This is a genomic window from Daejeonella sp. (assembly GCF_037719425.1).
GTDB lineage: Bacteria > Bacteroidota > Bacteroidia > Sphingobacteriales > Sphingobacteriaceae > Daejeonella.
Genome location: NZ_JBBJNI010000079.1, coordinates 1 through 18524 on the forward strand (window position 1 = coordinate 1; position 18524 = coordinate 18524).

Consider the following 18524-nt stretch of genomic DNA (forward strand, 5'->3'; position numbering starts at 1 on the left):
TTTTCCACTGCCTTGCCGGATTTTGAACCAGCATATTGTTAACCGCCAGGATGGAGTTCCGACCCATTCTAATCATCCCATCTCCGCTATCGCCCCAGAATGTGACATTACACAGATTCGGATATTGTACTTTGTAGGTGTTCAGAAACGTATAAAGATCATTAACGCCCATGGTTTCATTCAAATACGTTTCCTGTTCAGCAACTGTCTTAGTTGACAATGGCCCTACCATAGTCGTCCAGTTTGAATATTCCGGGCTATATAAAGTACACACAGCTTCATCTTGACTGATCATGTGCTTGTATATAAATGAAAAATGATCTACTTCCGGCGCCATTTGGGCGAAAAAGGTTGAACTGCCTGTTGCAGTATTAATACCCTTGAACCAGCTACCCATAGCAGCTCCGGGGAACAGAAAGGTTTTTGTTTTAAGCCAGCCATTCGTTTTTGCATTTATTTTTTGCGCTATCAGTAATGATTTTGCAAGTACCTGACCACTGGTTTCCAGGTTGTTTTCAATAAGGGCTATGCCGCTTATATGGCTTTTGGCTTCTGCATTTTTGCTAAGGATGACTCTCATCTCTTCTGCAAAATCTTCGGCTCCGGTATTGCCTGCTCCACTTTTCTGCAACCACTGTCTTTGCCATAAATACACTTTTATGGCAGGCGCATTATTTTTCAATGCTATTACCATATTTATAACTTCGTTATGAATATCAGCGGTAGTTGTTCCGGGAGGCATGATGCTTAGCTCTGCAACTTTTAGAACGACAGCAGGCACTCCCAGCGAATCCAGCTTGCGTGCCGCCTTTGCATAGCTCAGCCCTTCAGTTTCATATCTTGCGGAACTGGCATCGTCCTGGGCATTCATTTCATTTTTCCATTTTAAACCCTTAATCGCCAGGCTGGCCGAAGATATAGAGGCATTAAACTTATTCGATCCGGTAACTTCTAAGCTGGGCTCATCATTCACTGTTTTTGAACAGGACATACCGATTAAAACGCTTATTAAAACGATTGATTTTGAGATAATTTTCATAATTCTACTTGTTAGTTAATTAATAATTTTTTCACTCATGATAACCACTTGAACTATTGCTGCATGTTCATACAACGTTTCGCTACCAGCCAGGGTTCTGTCCGTCTTTTTTCATGTTCGGAACAGCAAGTTACCGAATGGTTTTTTGTAAACTAAAAGTATCTTTCACAGGTAAAACGAATATCTCAATTAGGGGTATAATTCGTCTCAAAATTGAGATTTCTCTTGTTTTTATTTTAGGATAATATTCCGCATTCCGATGCCTTCGCCTTGATTGCTCATTTACCTAAAAAGCGTTCTCCTGAAATAATGACTTCCATGTATAAAAATGAAGATCAAGAACAGGATGATCCCGACAGTAACAACGAACCTGTCTAATTTCCGGTCCTCAATAAAGGTGTTGAAGAGCATGTATAGGATAAGCCCGGCAAGTCCGCCAAGGCTGTTTGATATTAAGTCGGTGATGTCGGTTACACCAATAGCAAATATATATTGGATCACTTCAGCCGTCAGGCTAAAGGCTAGAATAATAAGGAACTTCGCTATAAAGCCGGTCCTTTTGTAAACGACATTCAGCAGCACCCCGAATGGAATGAAGAACAGCCAGTTTAATAGTATTTCCCGTTTTACGGCATATAAAAAGGGAGTGAGGTTAACGCTTCTGTGATGACGGTTGACGATGTGGGAAATATCGAATTGAAGTTTGAATAACACGAGCCAGATCAACATAATGATGTAGACAGTCAGCAATGCTTTGGAGAGCGTTTTTTCCATACAAGCGTGATTTATATCAAATGAGAAAAGCGGCTATTTTCAATATCAGGATTAGTATCCCAACAGAAAGATAAAATGGCCACCATTTCTTACTGGCAGCCCAATGCTCGTTTTTGGAGTTTCTGAACCGTAAACCAAAAACTATCAGAGCGACAGGTCCTAAGAAGGAAAGTATTTCTAATGCGGTCATATTTCCGGCACTTGTTTGTTGCGAAATAAATATATGTAAAAAAGGGAAAACAGGTTGTCATTCTGGCGAATGCCAGAACCTCCCTATAATAAATCCACCAGAAAGGTAATATTTATTACCAAACAGCCATGTCCTTAAAGCGAAGCAGGTTTCTTTACCAAAGCGGCGACTGTTTCTACCAGGTATTCTATTTCGAAGGGTTTGGGGATATACCCGTCTGCAGGGCAAATAGCAATTTTCAAATTATGTGCGGCTGACATCAGGATCACAGGAATATGGGCAGTTTTTGAATTAGCTTTCAATTCATTGCATAATACCCGTCCATCGTATCCTCCCAGTATGATATCTAAAAGGACTACGTCGGGATTAAATGTATGGACAGTTGAAAGCAGATCATTACCGGTCTGGCAACACTGGACTTCGTAGCCTTCACTCTGAAGGATGAGTTCTATCACCTCGAGAATTTCTTCGTTATCATCAACTACTAAAATTCTTCCCATTGGTTTATTTTTAGTTTACGTGGACCGCGACTTTATTGATCAGATAGTCTATCTCGAACGGCTTTGCTATGAAACCCTCAGCTTCACAGCTTGTTTTATCAATATTATGCGAGGCAGAGATCATTACGATTGGTACCTGTAAGGTCTGAGGATCGTTCTTAAGCTCGCGACAAAGCTCCAGACCGTTATATGCACCCAGCATAATATCCAGAAGGATCAGATTTGGCTGGGCTAATAATACCTTTTGCTTTAGATCTTCACCTGTGTCAACGCATAAAACGTCATAGCCTTCGCCCTGAAGGATTATTTCAATTACATTGAGGATCTCATGATTATCGTCTACGACCAAAACTCTTTTCATCACTAAACAAATGGTTTTATAATATTCAAAAAGGAGCCAGCCCTATGGCAAGCTCCTCTTTTAGTTTATAATAGGTAGGATACTTAAATAGCAAGTTGTGTGCCGTTAATAGGGGGGTAAGTACCTGTTTATTTAGCGTAAATGGCGCAAAGGGAAATGTGTGAAGCGCACGGAATTGACAAATGGGAAGTCAGTATGGATAAGATGACGCACTTGAGCGGGTGGGGAACTTAAGCTGAAGCCTGACTTTCCTTTTTTGTAAATAATCTTTTAAACCACCTTTTGTAATAATCCGCATCAAACAGTACCGAATCAGCGGTAGCTTTATAAGTCAGAAACGCACCCAGCGGCGCTAAGACAAAAATAGCGATCCACATGCCTATAAAGGGAGATAAGGAACCGTCCTTTGCATATTTTTCGCCGATTGTGGATATAATGTGGTAGAGGAGGAAGAATAGCACCGACATAACCACAGGAAGTCCCAGGCCGCCCTTACGGATAATGGCCCCGAGAGGTGCTCCAATAAAGAATAATACCATACAGGATGCCGCGAGGGTAAACTTGCGGTTAAGCTCAATCAGGAATCCCCTGATCCGTCCCTTATTGTCGGCGGTAAAGAGTTGTTTGCGTCCCAATACATCTCTAACTGTCCGTATCTGGTCCTTGCCGGCCGTTATTGCTGATAAATGCTTGTCTTTGGGAACTAACTCCAGCACATCCTTATATTTTCCTTTCAATTTTACGGCCGCCTTTGGGCTTAAGGAATCTGTTCTGTATGTCCGTGCCAGCAGGTCCACGTCTTTATAGGTCGACCGGATATTGCTGTCGCCTTTTAACTCAAATGAATCGCGATACATCTTCAGCTGATTAAGGCTCATCATCTGGTAATTCGATTTGAAAAGATCTTCGTCTGTCCGCTTTAAACCGAAGCTGGAGAGGTCGAATTTCTGCTCGGTCTCCTTAAATTGAGTCCGCATAAAACGCTGCCTGGGGTTATAAGTACCGCTCGTTCCGGGTGTTTCTTCATATCGGTAGCCGTCTTTAAGCTTCAATACCAGCATCTGGTTATCGTCAGTAGTGTACATACGACCTTCTTTCGCCAACAATGAGTTCAAGTTTCCGTTGCTTGTGTTCCGGTCCCAGATCCTTACATCGTGCAGGGTCTGATCAGCATCTTTTTTCCTCACGCGGATAGCGTAGCCGGGGATACTGTTGTTGATTATGCCATCCTTGATGAGGAATGCAGCCTTTTGATTCCGGACATCATATAGCAGGGAGCCCATTTTCAGATTGGCTTTTGGCAGTATGTAATCAGAAAACAGGAACGCGCCTATGCTCAGCAACCCTACGGTTATGATTAAGGGCATCATAGCGCGCTGCAGGGGAATTCCCGCCGACTTAATAGCAACGAGCTCATAGTTCTCACCGAGGCTGCCGAAAGTCATAATAGAAGAAAGAAGAATTGCGAGGGGGAGTGCCATGGCTATTTGGGTAGTAGAAGCATAGAGGAGCAGCTCCAGAATCACGTACCATTCAAAACCTTTCCCGATCAGGTCGTCGATGTATTTAAATAAAAATAGCATCAGCAAAATGAACATCACGATGAAAAAAGTAACGATAAAAGGCTGAATAAAGGCTTTTAACACTAATAGATATACTTTTTTCATGAGGCCCTCATTGTACGTTAAGCATATGAATCGACTATGACCCTGCGTACGGCAGGCCACAATAATTCAATTGCAAAAATACGGAAAATTTAATCCCTAGGCTCCTAATACGCTTACCAGATATTGAATTTGATTATCCCAGATTAGTTTCCGGTCCTGAAGGGTATCGTCGGTCGCGAAATCGGTTATTGAAAGGGCTACGTCGTTAGTCAGTTCATCCTGCACAATTTCCATCTCAAAGTAGCAATGCGGTTCATCATCAAGCCATTTGAATTTAACGTGCTTGTTTTCTTTGATAGAAAGCAGTTTTGCTTTTTGCTGTTCGCCATCCCAGGTAAAGGTGTATACCTGGTCGCGATAATTCACATCATCGGCAAACCACTGAGCCAAACCATTAGGTTCATTAAGAAAACCAAACAATATTTTAGGAGATGATTTTACTTCATACTCAATATTAAACTTCTTCTTTTCTGACATTCCTATAATTTATTTGATCTCGTGAGGCGTTTTTTTTGCGATTAGTTTCTAAAGAAAAGTAATTTCCTCTATATTTGCAACTCTCTTTTAAGAGGGTGTCCGGTGACAATATAATTGTTGTAAACGACAAACACTTACTAGAAAGAGGATTGTTTAAAAATAAATTTGGCGGGGTAGCTCAGATGGTTAGAGCGCAGGATTCATAACCCTGAGGTCGGCAGTTCGATCCTGCTCCCCGCTACGTAGAAGCTCACAGAAATGTGGGCTTTTTTTGTTTAAATAAATTACACTCAGGTCGGCTTTCGATAGCTATTGTGATCGATCCTGCTCCCCGCTAGTTAAGAAGGCCTTTTTAGCGCCTTTTTTGGTTTAGCAGTGTCGTGAGTCAGCAATTGAGTCAAAATGCAAATAGAATTACGTCGGCTCCCGATAGTCGCGATAGCTATCGGGATCGGCTTTCCATCCCTGAATACTTCTTATTTCAATTATAAAATGTGGCTTTATGAACCCTCTGATAGTGGCAAATATCATTATGCTTTTCCCTGCTCATTCTCATTCATCAAACTAACGATCTGGATTTCGGTATTCGTATTCTTTTTTAATAGCGACTGTTTTAAAGTTAAAGGCTTTTAGCCTTTCAAACAGTCCGATTTTTAGGAGTTGTTACACCGTCATTCAACATAAAGTACAACACCAACCACCAAAAGCGATGAATATCGATTTAATAAAATTATATGCAAATCCTTCCAGAACATCCGGATGTAGCTATTTTAAAATACCTAGTCTTAGCGATTTTCTTGCGCCTCCCAAAGGTTTAACTTTGTCCTATCAGCAGAACAAAAGCTAAGCCTAGCTTTTTTCAATGAAAAAAAATATGATTTTAAATGACTTAAAAAAATATATGAGGAACAGGAAGAACCTTTATTTAAATCACAAAGGATCAAACCCTTGGTATTAATTCAATTTTCTGTTTCTCCGTCCGTTATATTAGTAAAGGATATAAATACTAAATAAAATAAATCTGAGATTAAGCAAGAGTAGATGAGAAGATTTTGATTTTTGGGTAATTTTTATGATTAATAGACTTGCAATCCATTGTTAGAATTATGAAAAAAATATTTTTGTTCCTTATAATATTATTCTATATCGAAAATGCAAATGCTCAGTACAATTGTATTGATAGTGATGACCTTTATGACAACGACGGATTAAAAATAAGTTATTGTACTGTTTCCTTAGGCTCGGATGGACCTTGTCAAAAATTTGAGGTCACCATTTATATATCAAACAGCAGCAATGTTAAAAAAGACATCTCAGGAAGCCGAATAATTATTAAATCAGGCGCAAGCCAGTTTCCTGCTGCTGGCTCTTGTTTAAAAGCTGAGGATATTGATATCCCGTTTCCAGGCCAAAATTACGGCTACTCTACCGCAATGAATCCAGGCTACAGTTTTTCTAAAAAACATATTGTTTATACAAATGGCGTAAGGCCAACTTTCAGTTTTTATATTACGCCTAACAATAGGGAAGTTACCGGAGACTGGTCTGAATGGAGAACTACTACTTGCTATCCAAAGCTTCAATATCAAGTTAAAAAGGTTGAATTAAATAACTTAAATTATCAGGTACACATGTACTATCGGGTTAAATCATCATATAGTGAACCTGTACAATTTGTATTTGATTTACTGAATGGCAATGGTGAAAAAGAATTTGGAGATCCCCGGACAGTGCAACCTAATCAAACAATTGAGTTTGTTCATAAGATGAAGGGATTAATAATTAAAGGGATTAGAATTTCTAATGCAAAGTTTAGCAATGGCAAAAGTTTAGAATGCAATGGAAATGATAAGGTAGATGGAGGAGAATCAGACAAGGTGTTAGTAGATGAAATTAACAGCTATTTATACCAAGTAGACGACAATAATATAATTAAAAAGGGCATCATACAACGTTTAGAGCGTGCCCAACACAACCCGTCAGGTTCCGCCAGTTCATATTCTAACGTTTTAAAAGACGAAAAGGAGAATGCGAGAAAACTCGTAGCATCATTAGGCAAAACAACCATATCACAACCAAATTACGATGATTTAGTTCCGCGGGAAAGACAGCTAGTTAAAGAAATTAAAACCCTAGAACCCAATGCAAAAGTGTATGTGTGGGAAGGCAACTTAAATAGCAATCAAGATTATGTAATTCAAAAAAGAAAAGAAAACATCAGTTTCTTAGAAAATTATTTGGAAGAAACAAAATCGAATGCTACTAAAGAACAAGCAGCCATAGAAAAACAAAAAGAAGCAGAGAAAGAAGCCTTTGATAGCAATATAAAAAAAGGTGATGCGGCTTTTGGCAATAAAGATTATACAGAAGCTATGGGTCATTATCAAACAGCCAAAAGCAGCACAACGGATGCGAATAATCAAGCGCAAGCGCAACGCAAATATGATGAAGCTTTTGAAGCCCATAAAACATTGCAACGGGCGGAAAGAGTTGCGAATGCAAAAGATCAAGACAAAAAAGAAGACGCAGCCTACGGTGCGGCAGCCACGTCAACGGCTGGCTTAATGGCTATGTTAACAGATAGATACGCATATAAACCTGCATATTTTAGATTTCAAGCAGCCCTCGGAGTTGATAATTTTCCTTTGATTTTAAATACAGATATTTTAACCAAATCAGAAACATCTACGTCATTACACCCCACAATTTCATTAGGTTTTAAATTTGGCTTTTTAAATACACGAGGCATTTCAATTCATTTCAATCCATCATTCGCGTATGGTATTAACGCATTTAATACGGGCACTAGTGGGGTACATGTAAACACTGGCGTTACTAGCACATTATTTTTAGGCAGAAAGGCAACCAGTAAGATAAAATTATTTGCAGAAGGTGGCTACTTGGATAGATTGGGCAATTTAAGCTATGATTTAGATGCCGCCGCCGCTGGATCATCAGCAACAGATCAAGTAGAAAAGGGTGAATATAAATACAGTGTTATAAAATATGGAGGTGGGTTAATGATGCACTTTATTAACAAAACAGCCCTTAAAGAATCTTACATTAAACCTGGAATGTTCTTCGAGAAAATGAGTTTTTCAGAACCTAATAGTAAACCTGTTATGTTGTTTAACCTACAAACTAACATAGATAGTTTTATCATAATAGACTTTAGTTATAGTAAAAATTATGCTATAGGGGGTAAGATGTTATATCCGAAAAATTTCATTCCAGAAAACCAAGATTTTTGGAGTATCAAATTAATTCGGCAAGGTGCATTTTAAAAACATACTTAAAATATATCATCATGTATAAATTAACACCAATCGTATTTTTAACATTGCTTGCCTGTTTTACTATAAGCTGCAATAAAGAATCATTAATAGAGGGAATTAAAACCGCCCCAGATCAATCCAACAGTGGAACCGGTAATAATTCAATAAGCAAAGTACCTACTTTAATTACCTCATCACCTACTGAGGTAGCCATAACTTTTGCAACAATAAGCGCAAATGTGACGAATGTTGCTGGTAGTGCAATTATAGAAAAAGGGATTGTTTGGAGTACAACACCAAAACCTACTATTGACTTAAATAGTAGAACAAATGAAAATTCCACTTCTAATAATTTTACTAGCAGTATTAAAGACCTTAAGTCTAATACTAAATACTATGTTAGGTCATATGCTAAAAATAATGCAGGTATAGGTTATGGTAATGAAATAACCTTTACAACCGGGATAGGTCCTACATTGTATATTGTTGGCACAGGTGGTACTATAATGTACGAAAATGGTTTCAAACGAAAGTTTGGAATTAGAGGTTCCGGAAAATCCGTCGCAGCATCAGGTTCTGATATTTATGTAATAGAAGACGGAAATGACGCTAAACTGTACAAAAATGATATGATTTATCCACTAGCTATAGGGTCTATGAAATCAAGCCCTTCTTCTATATTCTTATCTGGTACAAGTATTTATGCAGTAGGAGCTTCTGTTAATTCAAACAATGATGTATCAGCAACTTTATGGATTAATGGAGAACGCAATCTGTTATTAAACACTACATGGAGTTATTTTTCATCTATTTTCATTGACGAAACAACGAATTTAGGTGTAATCGTAGGTAATACAAAAGGTAGCATACCAGATAACACTGTACCGATTTTTCATGTTTTAGGTAGTAATAGTATTTTAGGTACTAAAACTTTGGAAGTAGAAAATTATTATTATAAATATTCTGCTAATGCTGGATTTGTTTTAAAAAATGATATTTATATAGCGGGAAGCCAAACAGATCGATCTAAAACTGCTAATTACAAACCGATATTTTGGAAAAATGGAGTGCGACAGCCCCTTTTAAATGAAGGCAAGGATATTGGTAGTGCATCTTCTGTTTTTGTGCTGGGTACAGATGTATATGTGGCAGGAACAGTAACTAAAGGTTTAAAATCAGTCGCATGTCTGTGGAAAAATGGGATACCCCAATACTTATCAGATGGTGCGTATTTTGGTATGGCCTATGCAATTACCGGTTATGGTACCGATATATATGTAGTAGGAACGGATGGATTAAATGCCGTTATTTGGAAAAATGGGGTAAAAGAAATCCTGTGGGAGGGTGGCTCAGCAAAAGCAGTTTTCAAAAGAAATAATTGAAACTTATTTCCTCTACCTGCCGGCTTTTAGCGGTTTGCCTTGACTTCGATCTTTAATTTTTTCTTTATTCAAAAAATTTTAAATGATGTTGTTTCTAAACTTCTAGGAACGAAAACAAGTGCGAAACTTCGGTTTTTCAGGCATTTACAATGGGAAAGGAAAAAATTAATTATAGTTAAATGCAATAAAAAACTTAAGTCATAGTTATTTTACACCCAGCCCTCATGAATAGATTTTATAACCAGTTCAACTGGCGACTTGCAATTTGCTTTAATAAGAATATTTTTTCTATGTGTATTTACTGTATGAAGGCTTATACACAATTCGTCGGCTATTTCCTTGCTGTTCCTGCCTTCAACAATCTGCTTCAGTACATCTCTTTCCCTTCGCGTGAACAAGTCATACGATTTGGTGAAGCATTCCGTATTCTCCGGTATATTATAATAAGAAGGCTCGCCATCCAGGCCGATAATCGAAAAACACGGGGTACCTTCGCATTTGATATGAGTAATGTCGGTATGCAAAACCAGGCTCCGGTAATAGTTGTTTTCGTCATACTCAATCGGTAGGATCTGGTGCAGTAGCCGCACATATGTATTGTCCTTAGCTTTTATCCGGTAGTCATGCTGAATCTTATAGCTCCCCCTTTTTTGTAAAGGCAGTTGCTTTAAAAATTCGGTGAGCTTGTTTTCTGAATTTAGGAAATAGCGTTTATCGTCAGGGTGAATTCTGTCCAGAAAAAACATTGCACTGATCTCCTCAGGCTTAAACCCCAGAACACTTTCGATATCAGGGCTAATAAACTCCAGTTCCATCTGGTAAACGTTAAATACCATGTAGTAATAACGGCCTGCTTGAAAGATATGCAGAAGCCGCTTGTGAATTTCAAGCTGCAACTCAAGCACTTTCGAACCCGGAGGACCAGCATGAATGGCAGTTCCCCATATTTTTTTGGCCTCCAGGTAAATATTTTTAGCTCTTCCCATTTTTTTCAAAGGTTGTTGGCTTCAGGTTTTATAAATTCATATTACATTTAAAAATGAATCTACACAGTGCGGAGCCGGATTCAGCATCGCAGCAGCGAATTTCGAAAATGAATTATTGAAGATATCAAATTACGAGTAGAAGCAAGAATTAATTCATTAATTCTCAGGCCTCAATGGGGATCCCATACTAGCAAATACTCTAAGCTTGCGTGAGTTTGCAGTACCGCGTGAAAGATATTGATAAACACACTTTATCAGTAAAGAAAAGCTATTGGCAGCTAAGGTGACATATCAAACCGCTAACGCTAATATCCGCAAATGCTCAACAAAATAGTTCGAAATTTGTCCAGTGTGGGCTACGCTAAAAGGCAAATCATAGTTTGTGATTTGTCCGTTTTTTTTGTTCTTGATAACAGCCTTCACAGTTCCAATAAAATACCTACACACACGTATTTTATGAAAGCTTTATACCCAGCCCTCACGGATAGATTTGATAACCAGTTCAACCGGAGATTTGCAATCTGCTTTAATAAGAATATTTTTCCTATGTGTATTAACTGTATGAAGGCTTATGTATAATTCGTCCGCTATTTCCTTGCTGTTTCTCCCTTCTACAATTCGTTTCGATATATCTCTTTCTCGTCTCGTGAAGAGATCGTAGGATTTGGTGGAGGTTTCAGTATCATTCTGTACATTGTAATAAGAAGGCTCACCATCAAGTCCTATGATCGATAAACACGGGGTACTTTCCATCTTGATATGTGAAATATCAGTTTGTAAATCAAATGTGCGGTAAAAATTTGCTTCGTCATATTCAATTTGCACCGCTTGCTGAAGTATGCATATATATTTATTGTTCTTGGTTCTTATTCTAATATCGTATTGTGTTTTGTATTTTTTAATTTTATCATAAGGCAAACTTGTAAAGAAAGCTGCTATTTTAGATTCGAAATTTAAAAAATAAGGTTTATCGTCGGGGTGTATAATATCCAGAAAAAAAGAAAGTGTAACTTCATCGGGAGAATATCCTAATATTTTTGTTACCCCCTCGCTCATAAACTCAAATTCAAGTTTACGTATATTAAAAACGAAATAATAATAACTACCTACCTGAAAAATATTAAGCAGCCGTTTATGAAATTCTAGCCGCAGTTCTAATTCAAAAGATACGGGCATCTTTATGGACAACAGTTTGCCAGATTTCTTTTGCTGTATCGTAAAAGTCTTTAGATAATCTTTCAATGTTACTCATCAGTATTTTATCAGATCGGAGATCCTTTCTTATCTAAAGTTCAACATCATTGTTAATGGTTTAGTTGAATGAAGATAGGATTAAAACTGATAAGATCTTATTGCTAGCGATCAGATCGGACAACATATCATAGACTGCATCACTGTTCGTTCCTGAGTTTCCTGCGCCCCTGGTTCGTTTCATAAAAATAAACAAGTCTATTTAGCGAAGGAACATCTGCCTCTTTAACTCCGTTTAAGTGATCACGATTGTTCTGACGAAATTTTAAAAGTTCAATTTTGTTGGCAAAATCGATGCTAAAACCCCGATCCATCCCGTCCTCAAATATAGTGACCTCTGCCTTGTCGAAACTGAAGGTGATGTCACGATCAGTACTAATCATCTGCAAATATTTATATCCTATCGCTTCAAAAATCTTCCTAACCTTAGAAAGTAATGATTTGTCCGTGGTACCTTCCGTAAGGGGCAAAAATTCTTTGAGATCCTGCAGAGCGATACTTTTTGTGCCTGGAACCTCAGACTCACCGTTTAGTGAAATCTTTGAAACAGGAAAGGATTTGCTTTTGAGATCGTCTCCGCATTGAACATAACCGTTCTTAGAGCAATCCTGTCCTTCAAAACACACACTTGACACTTCAATTTTATAATCATCTGAATTGCTTTTAACAATAATGGCCTTAAAGAGGCCAAAATCGTTTGTATATGTCTCGCCGGGTTTAATGTAATACGTTAAGGTTCCAGGCACATTCTTCGGATCCTCTCCGCCAACAAGCAATTTGTATTTTAGCTGGACAGCCTTCGAATATCCATTCTTCACAGCCACGCCCCAGGAATAAAATTTGCCATCTTTGTTATATCCGTAGTTCTTTACGGTAAATGCAAAGTTTTTAAAACAAGAATTTTGGGAACTTCTAGCTTCGGAGTTTATAGCAGGCACTGGAGGCTGTCTATATGGCTTATAGCCTCCAGTCGCCAACCCTCCAATCTCTCTTTTGTTTTCCCCTTTTACCTGTGCATAATTAGGTAACAAGAACGTGCACACCATCATCAAAGTTAAACATCCGCCAAATTTCCATGGTGTTATCAGTTTGTATAGGGTCATTTCCATTATTGTTTTAAATGTCACATATAACGATAGGATTCTCGTTCAGCTACTGACCAGGCCTTGAGATCAAAGCTCTAGAACCGGATTATATTTTTTTCTTTCGCAATTTTTGCTTCAAGCGCTGGGATCCTTTTACAGTGATCGGACTGGCTATTTTCCGACTTTGCACAAGAAATCTTATAAAATTCCATGGCTTTTTTATAATCTCTGGGTACGCCTGTACCATTCTCATAGGTATCCCCGAGTAAATCCATCGAGTGAACATCCTCAAATCGTTCCACACCTTCCTTCCAATAGTCAATTGACTTGGCGTTGTTTTTCTCAACCCCTTTACCCATAGCATAACACCATCCCATCCAAAGCGGGCCGGAACGGTGTCCATTTTTATAAGCTTCACTGAACAAGGCAAACATATCTTTATCGTTCGACCAGCTATATTTTTCCTCCACTGCGCCAAATTTCAAGGCCAAGCTAAACTGAATATCAGCAAGTTCCTCTTTGGAAACAGAAATATTCGTAGCGGCTTTTGTGAACCATTTTAATGCTTCGGCCTCATCTTTAGTGACACCTTCATACCCATGGAGATAATTATTTGCCATTTTAATCTGCGATATGAAATAGTTTAGATTAGCCGATTCAAGGTAAGCGGCGGTTGCTTCTGCCTGCGATACTTTATATGTATATGCGGTCGCCAGAGTGTACCAAAGAAACCCGTCCAAACTTTTTGAGTAAGGCTTCAGCAGAGCAATTATATCATCCCATTTTTCTTCACCAGTCAATGTTGTAAAGAAGCTTTGAACTGGTGTATCTGTTCTTACACCCGGGCCATCACCAATTTGGAACGGGATAAGTAGGTACTCCATTACTTTTTTGTAGTCTTTGGACAGTTTGTCTCCCTTATAATACAATTCGGCTAGCTCTTCATAATCCTGCTGCTCTTCTAGGATTGCTATTCCTTTTTTAACATTCTTAGATGTACCGATTCCTTGAAAATAGCAATCCGCGAGATCTGCAGCATAAAATGGCGGGCAATATTTGTAAGCTTCCATCTTAAATTCAAAAGCCTTTTTTAAATTTTGCTGCGGGCCTTTACGTCCGTATAGGTGGCTAATATATAACATATCCGAAGCGATTACGTTGCCTGCGACCCTTCCTGGCTTCTTAGTCAAAGGAGGCAGCGAAGCCCGAAATTTTTCCCCGTACTCGATGGCTTCTGCTATATTTATATAAGTGCTGTCGGAAATCACGTATCCAGCTTTAATTTGCATAAGCATGGCATAATTCTTTTCAAGCATAAAATATTGTAACGCTCTTTCCAGATTATATTTACTCGGCGAGTCCATTAAATAAAAAGCCAGAACATTGCCTGCGCCAGGGATTTTCTCAGCTACAGCTTTTTCTGCAAGCTGCATTCCGTAAGCGTGCGTTGTTGAGTCGGCCCGATAAGTCCCGATCATACGCACTTGTGCTTCCATGTTACCTGCAGCAACTGCCTGCCTATAATAATTTCGTGCAGTTTCCATACGTTGTGGACCTGTCATTGCTTCGATTATAGGATCTTCGGAGCTGCCCAAGGATAAGACCTCCCAGGCAGCTCCCGCCAGCATTAGCTCATGTGGCGTAAGCCGGTTCTGCCGTGTTTTGAGGATCTTTAAGACAGCGTCGTGCTCGCCCTCTTTTGAGAGTGAATCGAGCAACTCACTTTGCTCGCGGTTAATCCCAGTTATATCGAACTGCTGCGCAGACACAAAGTTGTTAGAGCAGGCATAGAGAAAAAAGATAAGAACGCCGATTTTGAATTTATGAAAGCGCGTTGAATACATAATAATCGATTTTTTTGTACTATCTTCAATTTTTTCTGGGTCAAGAAGTCACCATCGACGCGCAAGCATCAGTTTTTCTTCTTCATTGTTTCACCCAATTTCAGCAAGCCTTTATTAAATTCATCAATTGCCTCAGCAGTTTTTCGTGCATTTTCGGCCTGCTTTAACTGTTTTTCTGCGGCCAGCCTAGCAGCTTCCTCGCGCTGCCTTTCCCTGTTAGCTGCTGCGATAGCTTCCTGTTCTTCCTGCGCTCTTTTATTTGCCGCTTCTGTTTCCTCTCTTTCTTTCTGGTTTGCCGCTTCTTTCTCCCTGGACCAAAGCACGAACTTCCAACTACCTGGCTTATCTCTCAGATCGCCTAATGAATAAGTGGATTCCAAATTTAATTTCTTATAATCCTCTTTCAGTGCGTCCAAATATGCATAATCGAAAGTGTAGATCACGACGGGTGCTGTCCAATTCTTTGTAAGATCATACACGAACTTCACTTGTACCAGCGAGTCATTAGGGCTTTTGAAACAAAAGTAAAGTGGGTCACCCTGAGCGTCATATTCCACGGTTTTAGCTTCCCAATCTGCTTTAATATGGTTTAGAAATTGTTCGCTTATCAGTTCTGTAACTTCTTCAGGGGTGCCGCTATTGTAGAGCGCGAGCAGTTCTTCGAGAGTTTGAGGCTTTGTCAGTCGATACCTTGTTTTAATATCTTCCTGCAATGGGTTAATTAAAAAGTATAATGACTTTTCGTTCGACCTCATATTACAGATGAGGTTATTTTTTACAAGGTAGTCGATATTAAATTCTTCATTTCGCCCATTGGATTTCCACTGAATTAAATTCAGAGCCTTCTTCAATTTGGAAAACAAGAAAGGGTTAGGCGTCAGAAACGATATGCCTGTGGTTAAATCGGCCGGGCTAGTATCAACAGCAGCTGACACCCCGTTTTCAAATACATATCCGGTGGAATATCTTTCCAGAACTTCCCCTGTGAATCCCCGGGGTGCCTTTCTTTCTTTGTAAAGAAACCGGACGCCAAGCTTCTGGAATAACTGAATTATCCCATAGCCAACATCATTCGGATTGTCTGTCAGATACAGGCTGTCCAGTGTAAATTCATTGGTGTTAGTCGGCTGGAATGTATAAGGTAATACATTTTCAACCTGAACGGAATAAGCTGGCTTAGATTCGCCCAAATCATCCTCCATATAGAATAAACTGGCAAATGCGTATGAATTTTCATTGGAATAAATCGTATCCCTTTCACCAATAAACACTTTATCCCACTTCTCTATACCACAAAGGTCTTTTATCAGCTGGTACCGCTGTAAATTATTTGATGCCATTTCAAATGAAATTTTGTAGACAATGTCTTTTGCATCTGACGTAATATTAGCAACAATGCTTTTACTAAACTTAAGTACTTTTGTAGAATGGTTAACTGTGGTAGTTGCCTTTCCGCTTTTATCGTAAGCAAACTCGACTCTATCTTCGATATCATCGAGTATGATGCCCTCTGGTTTAAATTTCTCAGCGAGTAGTTCAGAGAGAACATCTGCGTTCATCTCAAAAAAGTTGATAGCAACAGGTCGCGTACGTGCCTTCAATGCTACCGCCTGAGCAGTGATTTTAGGCTTCAGTGTTACTACAGCCGGTTTCTTAGCCCCAGAACCTGGTGGTAAAGGTTTCTTAACCTGCGAAAATACGGTCATGCCCGATAGAATTATTCCCGCAAAAAATATTAGCCAACTATTCTTCATGATCCTTTAGTAAAAAAGTGTAAGCGGTTGCAAAGGCCTTAAAAATTCCAAAGTCATGTAGCTGGATTACAGCTGACCTATTACACTGTCCGATACCGGAATAAATATAGATTGACCTTACGGGTTATAAAATACCTAGCAGTAGGTATTTTATTGAGAATAGTTAAGGTCAGGTGCAGGTCAAGAGAAACCTACAGCCACCCTTTTTTAATGTGTTTCACCGCTAAATCAATACTAGAAGCGTTGCCCGCTTTATCAAGAATATCTTTGCTGTGTATTTACAGTATGCAAGCTGATAGGTGGCTTTTTTGTCCAGTAATATTGCTTGAATATTACACCCAATATCTTAAATAAGGTTCCCCGTAGCATCCGAATGGGTCCGCTATTAATTAACTCATCAGTCAATTACTCCCTGGTTCCCGTTTTTACAATCATTTTTGTGATAAAATCAAGAAAGTTTCGATATGTTCACCGTATATGTTCTTTTTGCTCCCAATCAAAAGAAGATCTACATAGGCTTCACTTGTGATCTGCCTAACAGATTACGGTCTCATAATCAAATGGGAACCAAAGACTGGACAATAAAATTCCGACCATGGGAACTTGTATTCACAGAAGAATTTCAAACCAAAACCGAAGCCATGAAAAGAGAAAAAAATTTAAAGGGTGCAAAAGGTAGGGATGAGATTTGGAGAATCATTAAAGGTAGAATTCATGATTAAAGTGGGGCACAACAATAAACCCTCCTCCCAGTTCTGAAAGCCTAATACTAAGATAGTTGACCCTATACTATTTTAGTGTAGCATTTTTATTATATTAGTACTACAAGCTCTACCCTTACGAAAGCTACCTTTGTAAATGTTTTATAGAAGAAAAGTGATCCTTGCGCTCCTGGAGCAGTTCGGCGGTGAGTTAGAAAAAATCCGTTTGCAAAAACTGTTATTCTTATTCAGTCAAAAACAAAGTAAACCAGAATACGAATTCATTCCTTACAACTTCGGTTGTTACTCTTATTCGGCAAATGCCGATCTGACAACTATGGTTACGAAGTCCTATTTAACTGAGTCAACATCATCAGTTATAAAAAAGGATAAGGCAAAATACCTCCACGTTTTAAAGCCAGAAGACCAACTCAAGCTGCGCACGACGGTTTCCCAGTATGGGAAAATGGACAGCGACGCACTAATGAAGCATACTTACAAGAATTTTCCTTACTGGGCTATCAATAGCGTTAGAGCCCCATCAATTTTAACTTCATCAGAACTTAAGGAAGTTCAAAAGCACAAAAGCAAATCGGACAAAACGACCTTATATACTATCGGATACGAAGGGATTAGTTTGGAAGGCTATTTGAACCGGCTAATCAAGAACAGTGTACAGGTATTGGTAGATGTGCGAAAGAACCCTTTAAGTATGAAGTTCGGTTTTAGTAAGAGTTTGTTGAAGAGATATTGCGAAAGCCTGGGTATTCAATACGTGCATTTCCCGGAAGTAGGAATTGACTCAGATCAAAGGCAGGAGTTAAACAGCCAAAGCGATTACGACGCTTTATTTGACAATTATCGCGCGGGAAATCTCACTAGAACTGTAGACTCACAAAAGAGTATATTAAATCTTCTCAAAACTTATAAGCGCATCGCACTCACTTGTTTTGAAGCCAATATCTGCCAGTGTCACAGGAAGCACCTTGCAGAAGTTATCGTAGCCCTGCCTGATTTTAAGTATGAACTAGAGCACATCTAAGTGGCAAGGCAAGAAGTTCTCATAGCGGTAACGAAATACCCGATGCCCTCTAGAAGCCATGATGAACTTGTTTGCACCGCGGGCCTGTTAGAAAATGGACGCTGGATCAGAATCTACCCAGTACCATTGAGTTTCCTGCTGGATTTGAAAGGTAACGGTACCGTGTAGAACGTCAAGTACACCACAACGACTCGAC

General features: G+C 39.0%; 15 protein-coding genes and 1 tRNA gene. 5 read left to right on the forward strand and 11 right to left on the reverse strand.

The window, feature by feature from the left end:
- The 6 genes from WKF69_RS11440 to WKF69_RS11465 all read right to left on the reverse strand — a co-directional run.
- Positions 1-1039, reverse strand: a 1039-nt coding sequence (locus WKF69_RS11440; RefSeq protein WP_340382023.1) for a hypothetical protein, incomplete at its 3' end; no start/stop codon positions are given.
- 282 nt (positions 1040-1321) lie between these two features.
- Positions 1322-1813, reverse strand: a complete 492-nt coding sequence (locus tag WKF69_RS11445) for a VanZ family protein (protein WP_340382025.1) — start codon at positions 1811-1813, stop codon at positions 1322-1324.
- 324 nt (positions 1814-2137) lie between these two features.
- Entirely contained in the window at positions 2138-2503 is a 366-nt protein-coding gene (locus WKF69_RS11450) for a response regulator (protein ID WP_340382027.1), read from the reverse strand.
- A gap of 10 nt (positions 2504-2513) precedes the next feature.
- Positions 2514-2864 (reverse strand): response regulator, encoded by a 351-nt coding sequence (locus WKF69_RS11455; protein WP_340382047.1) that lies wholly within the window; start codon positions 2862-2864, stop codon positions 2514-2516.
- Positions 2865-3094: 230 nt separating this feature from the next.
- A complete protein-coding gene (locus WKF69_RS11460; protein WP_340382029.1) occupies positions 3095-4531 on the reverse strand; it encodes an LptF/LptG family permease in 1437 nt (478 codons plus the stop codon).
- A 96-nt stretch (positions 4532-4627) separates the two neighbouring features.
- Positions 4628-5008 carry an START-like domain-containing protein gene (locus WKF69_RS11465; RefSeq protein WP_340382030.1) on the reverse strand — a complete coding sequence of 127 codons (381 nt, stop codon included), beginning with the start codon at positions 5006-5008 and terminating at the stop codon, positions 4628-4630.
- Positions 5009-5175: 167 nt separating this feature from the next.
- Between WKF69_RS11465 and WKF69_RS11470 the strand changes: the two genes are divergently transcribed.
- The 3 genes from WKF69_RS11470 (at position 5176) to WKF69_RS11480 (ending at position 9665) form a co-directional block, all read left to right on the forward strand.
- Positions 5176-5249: transfer RNA gene (locus tag WKF69_RS11470), tRNA-Met, on the forward strand.
- Positions 5250-6114: 865 nt separating this feature from the next.
- A complete protein-coding gene (locus WKF69_RS11475) occupies positions 6115-8292 on the forward strand; it encodes a hypothetical protein (protein ID WP_340382031.1) in 2178 nt (725 codons plus the stop codon).
- Positions 8293-8315: 23 nt separating this feature from the next.
- Positions 8316-9665: a hypothetical protein gene (locus WKF69_RS11480; RefSeq protein WP_340382032.1), complete on the forward strand. Its 1350-nt coding sequence runs from the start codon at positions 8316-8318 to the stop codon at positions 9663-9665.
- Positions 9666-9874: 209 nt separating this feature from the next.
- Here WKF69_RS11480 and WKF69_RS11485 read toward each other — a convergent pair whose 3' ends face one another.
- From WKF69_RS11485 to WKF69_RS11505, 5 genes are all read right to left on the reverse strand, one after another.
- A complete protein-coding gene (locus tag WKF69_RS11485) occupies positions 9875-10651 on the reverse strand; it encodes a LuxR C-terminal-related transcriptional regulator (RefSeq protein WP_340382034.1) in 777 nt (258 codons plus the stop codon).
- A 465-nt stretch (positions 10652-11116) separates the two neighbouring features.
- A complete protein-coding gene (locus tag WKF69_RS11490) occupies positions 11117-11707 on the reverse strand; it encodes a LuxR C-terminal-related transcriptional regulator (RefSeq protein ID WP_340382036.1) in 591 nt (196 codons plus the stop codon).
- A 335-nt stretch (positions 11708-12042) separates the two neighbouring features.
- The gene (locus WKF69_RS11495) at positions 12043-13005 is read right to left on the reverse strand and encodes a hypothetical protein (protein WP_340382038.1); all 963 of its coding nucleotides are present in this window, start codon (positions 13003-13005) and stop codon (positions 12043-12045) included.
- 77 nt (positions 13006-13082) lie between these two features.
- On the reverse strand, positions 13083-14831 hold the full coding sequence (locus tag WKF69_RS11500; RefSeq protein WP_340382040.1) for a hypothetical protein: 1749 nt from the start codon (positions 14829-14831) through the stop codon (positions 13083-13085).
- 68 nt (positions 14832-14899) lie between these two features.
- Complete coding sequence (locus WKF69_RS11505; protein ID WP_340382041.1) at positions 14900-16585, reverse strand: hypothetical protein; 1686 nt, start codon at positions 16583-16585, stop codon at positions 14900-14902.
- 464 nt (positions 16586-17049) lie between these two features.
- On the opposite strand from WKF69_RS11505, the gene WKF69_RS11510 reads away from it, so the two are divergent.
- Positions 17050-17307: a GIY-YIG nuclease family protein gene (locus tag WKF69_RS11510; protein WP_340382043.1), complete on the forward strand. Its 258-nt coding sequence runs from the start codon at positions 17050-17052 to the stop codon at positions 17305-17307.
- Between the two features lie 136 nt (positions 17308-17443).
- Positions 17444-18328, forward strand: coding sequence for a DUF488 domain-containing protein (locus tag WKF69_RS11515; protein ID WP_340382045.1), 885 nt, complete (start codon positions 17444-17446; stop codon positions 18326-18328).
- Positions 18329-18524 lie beyond the last annotated feature (196 nt).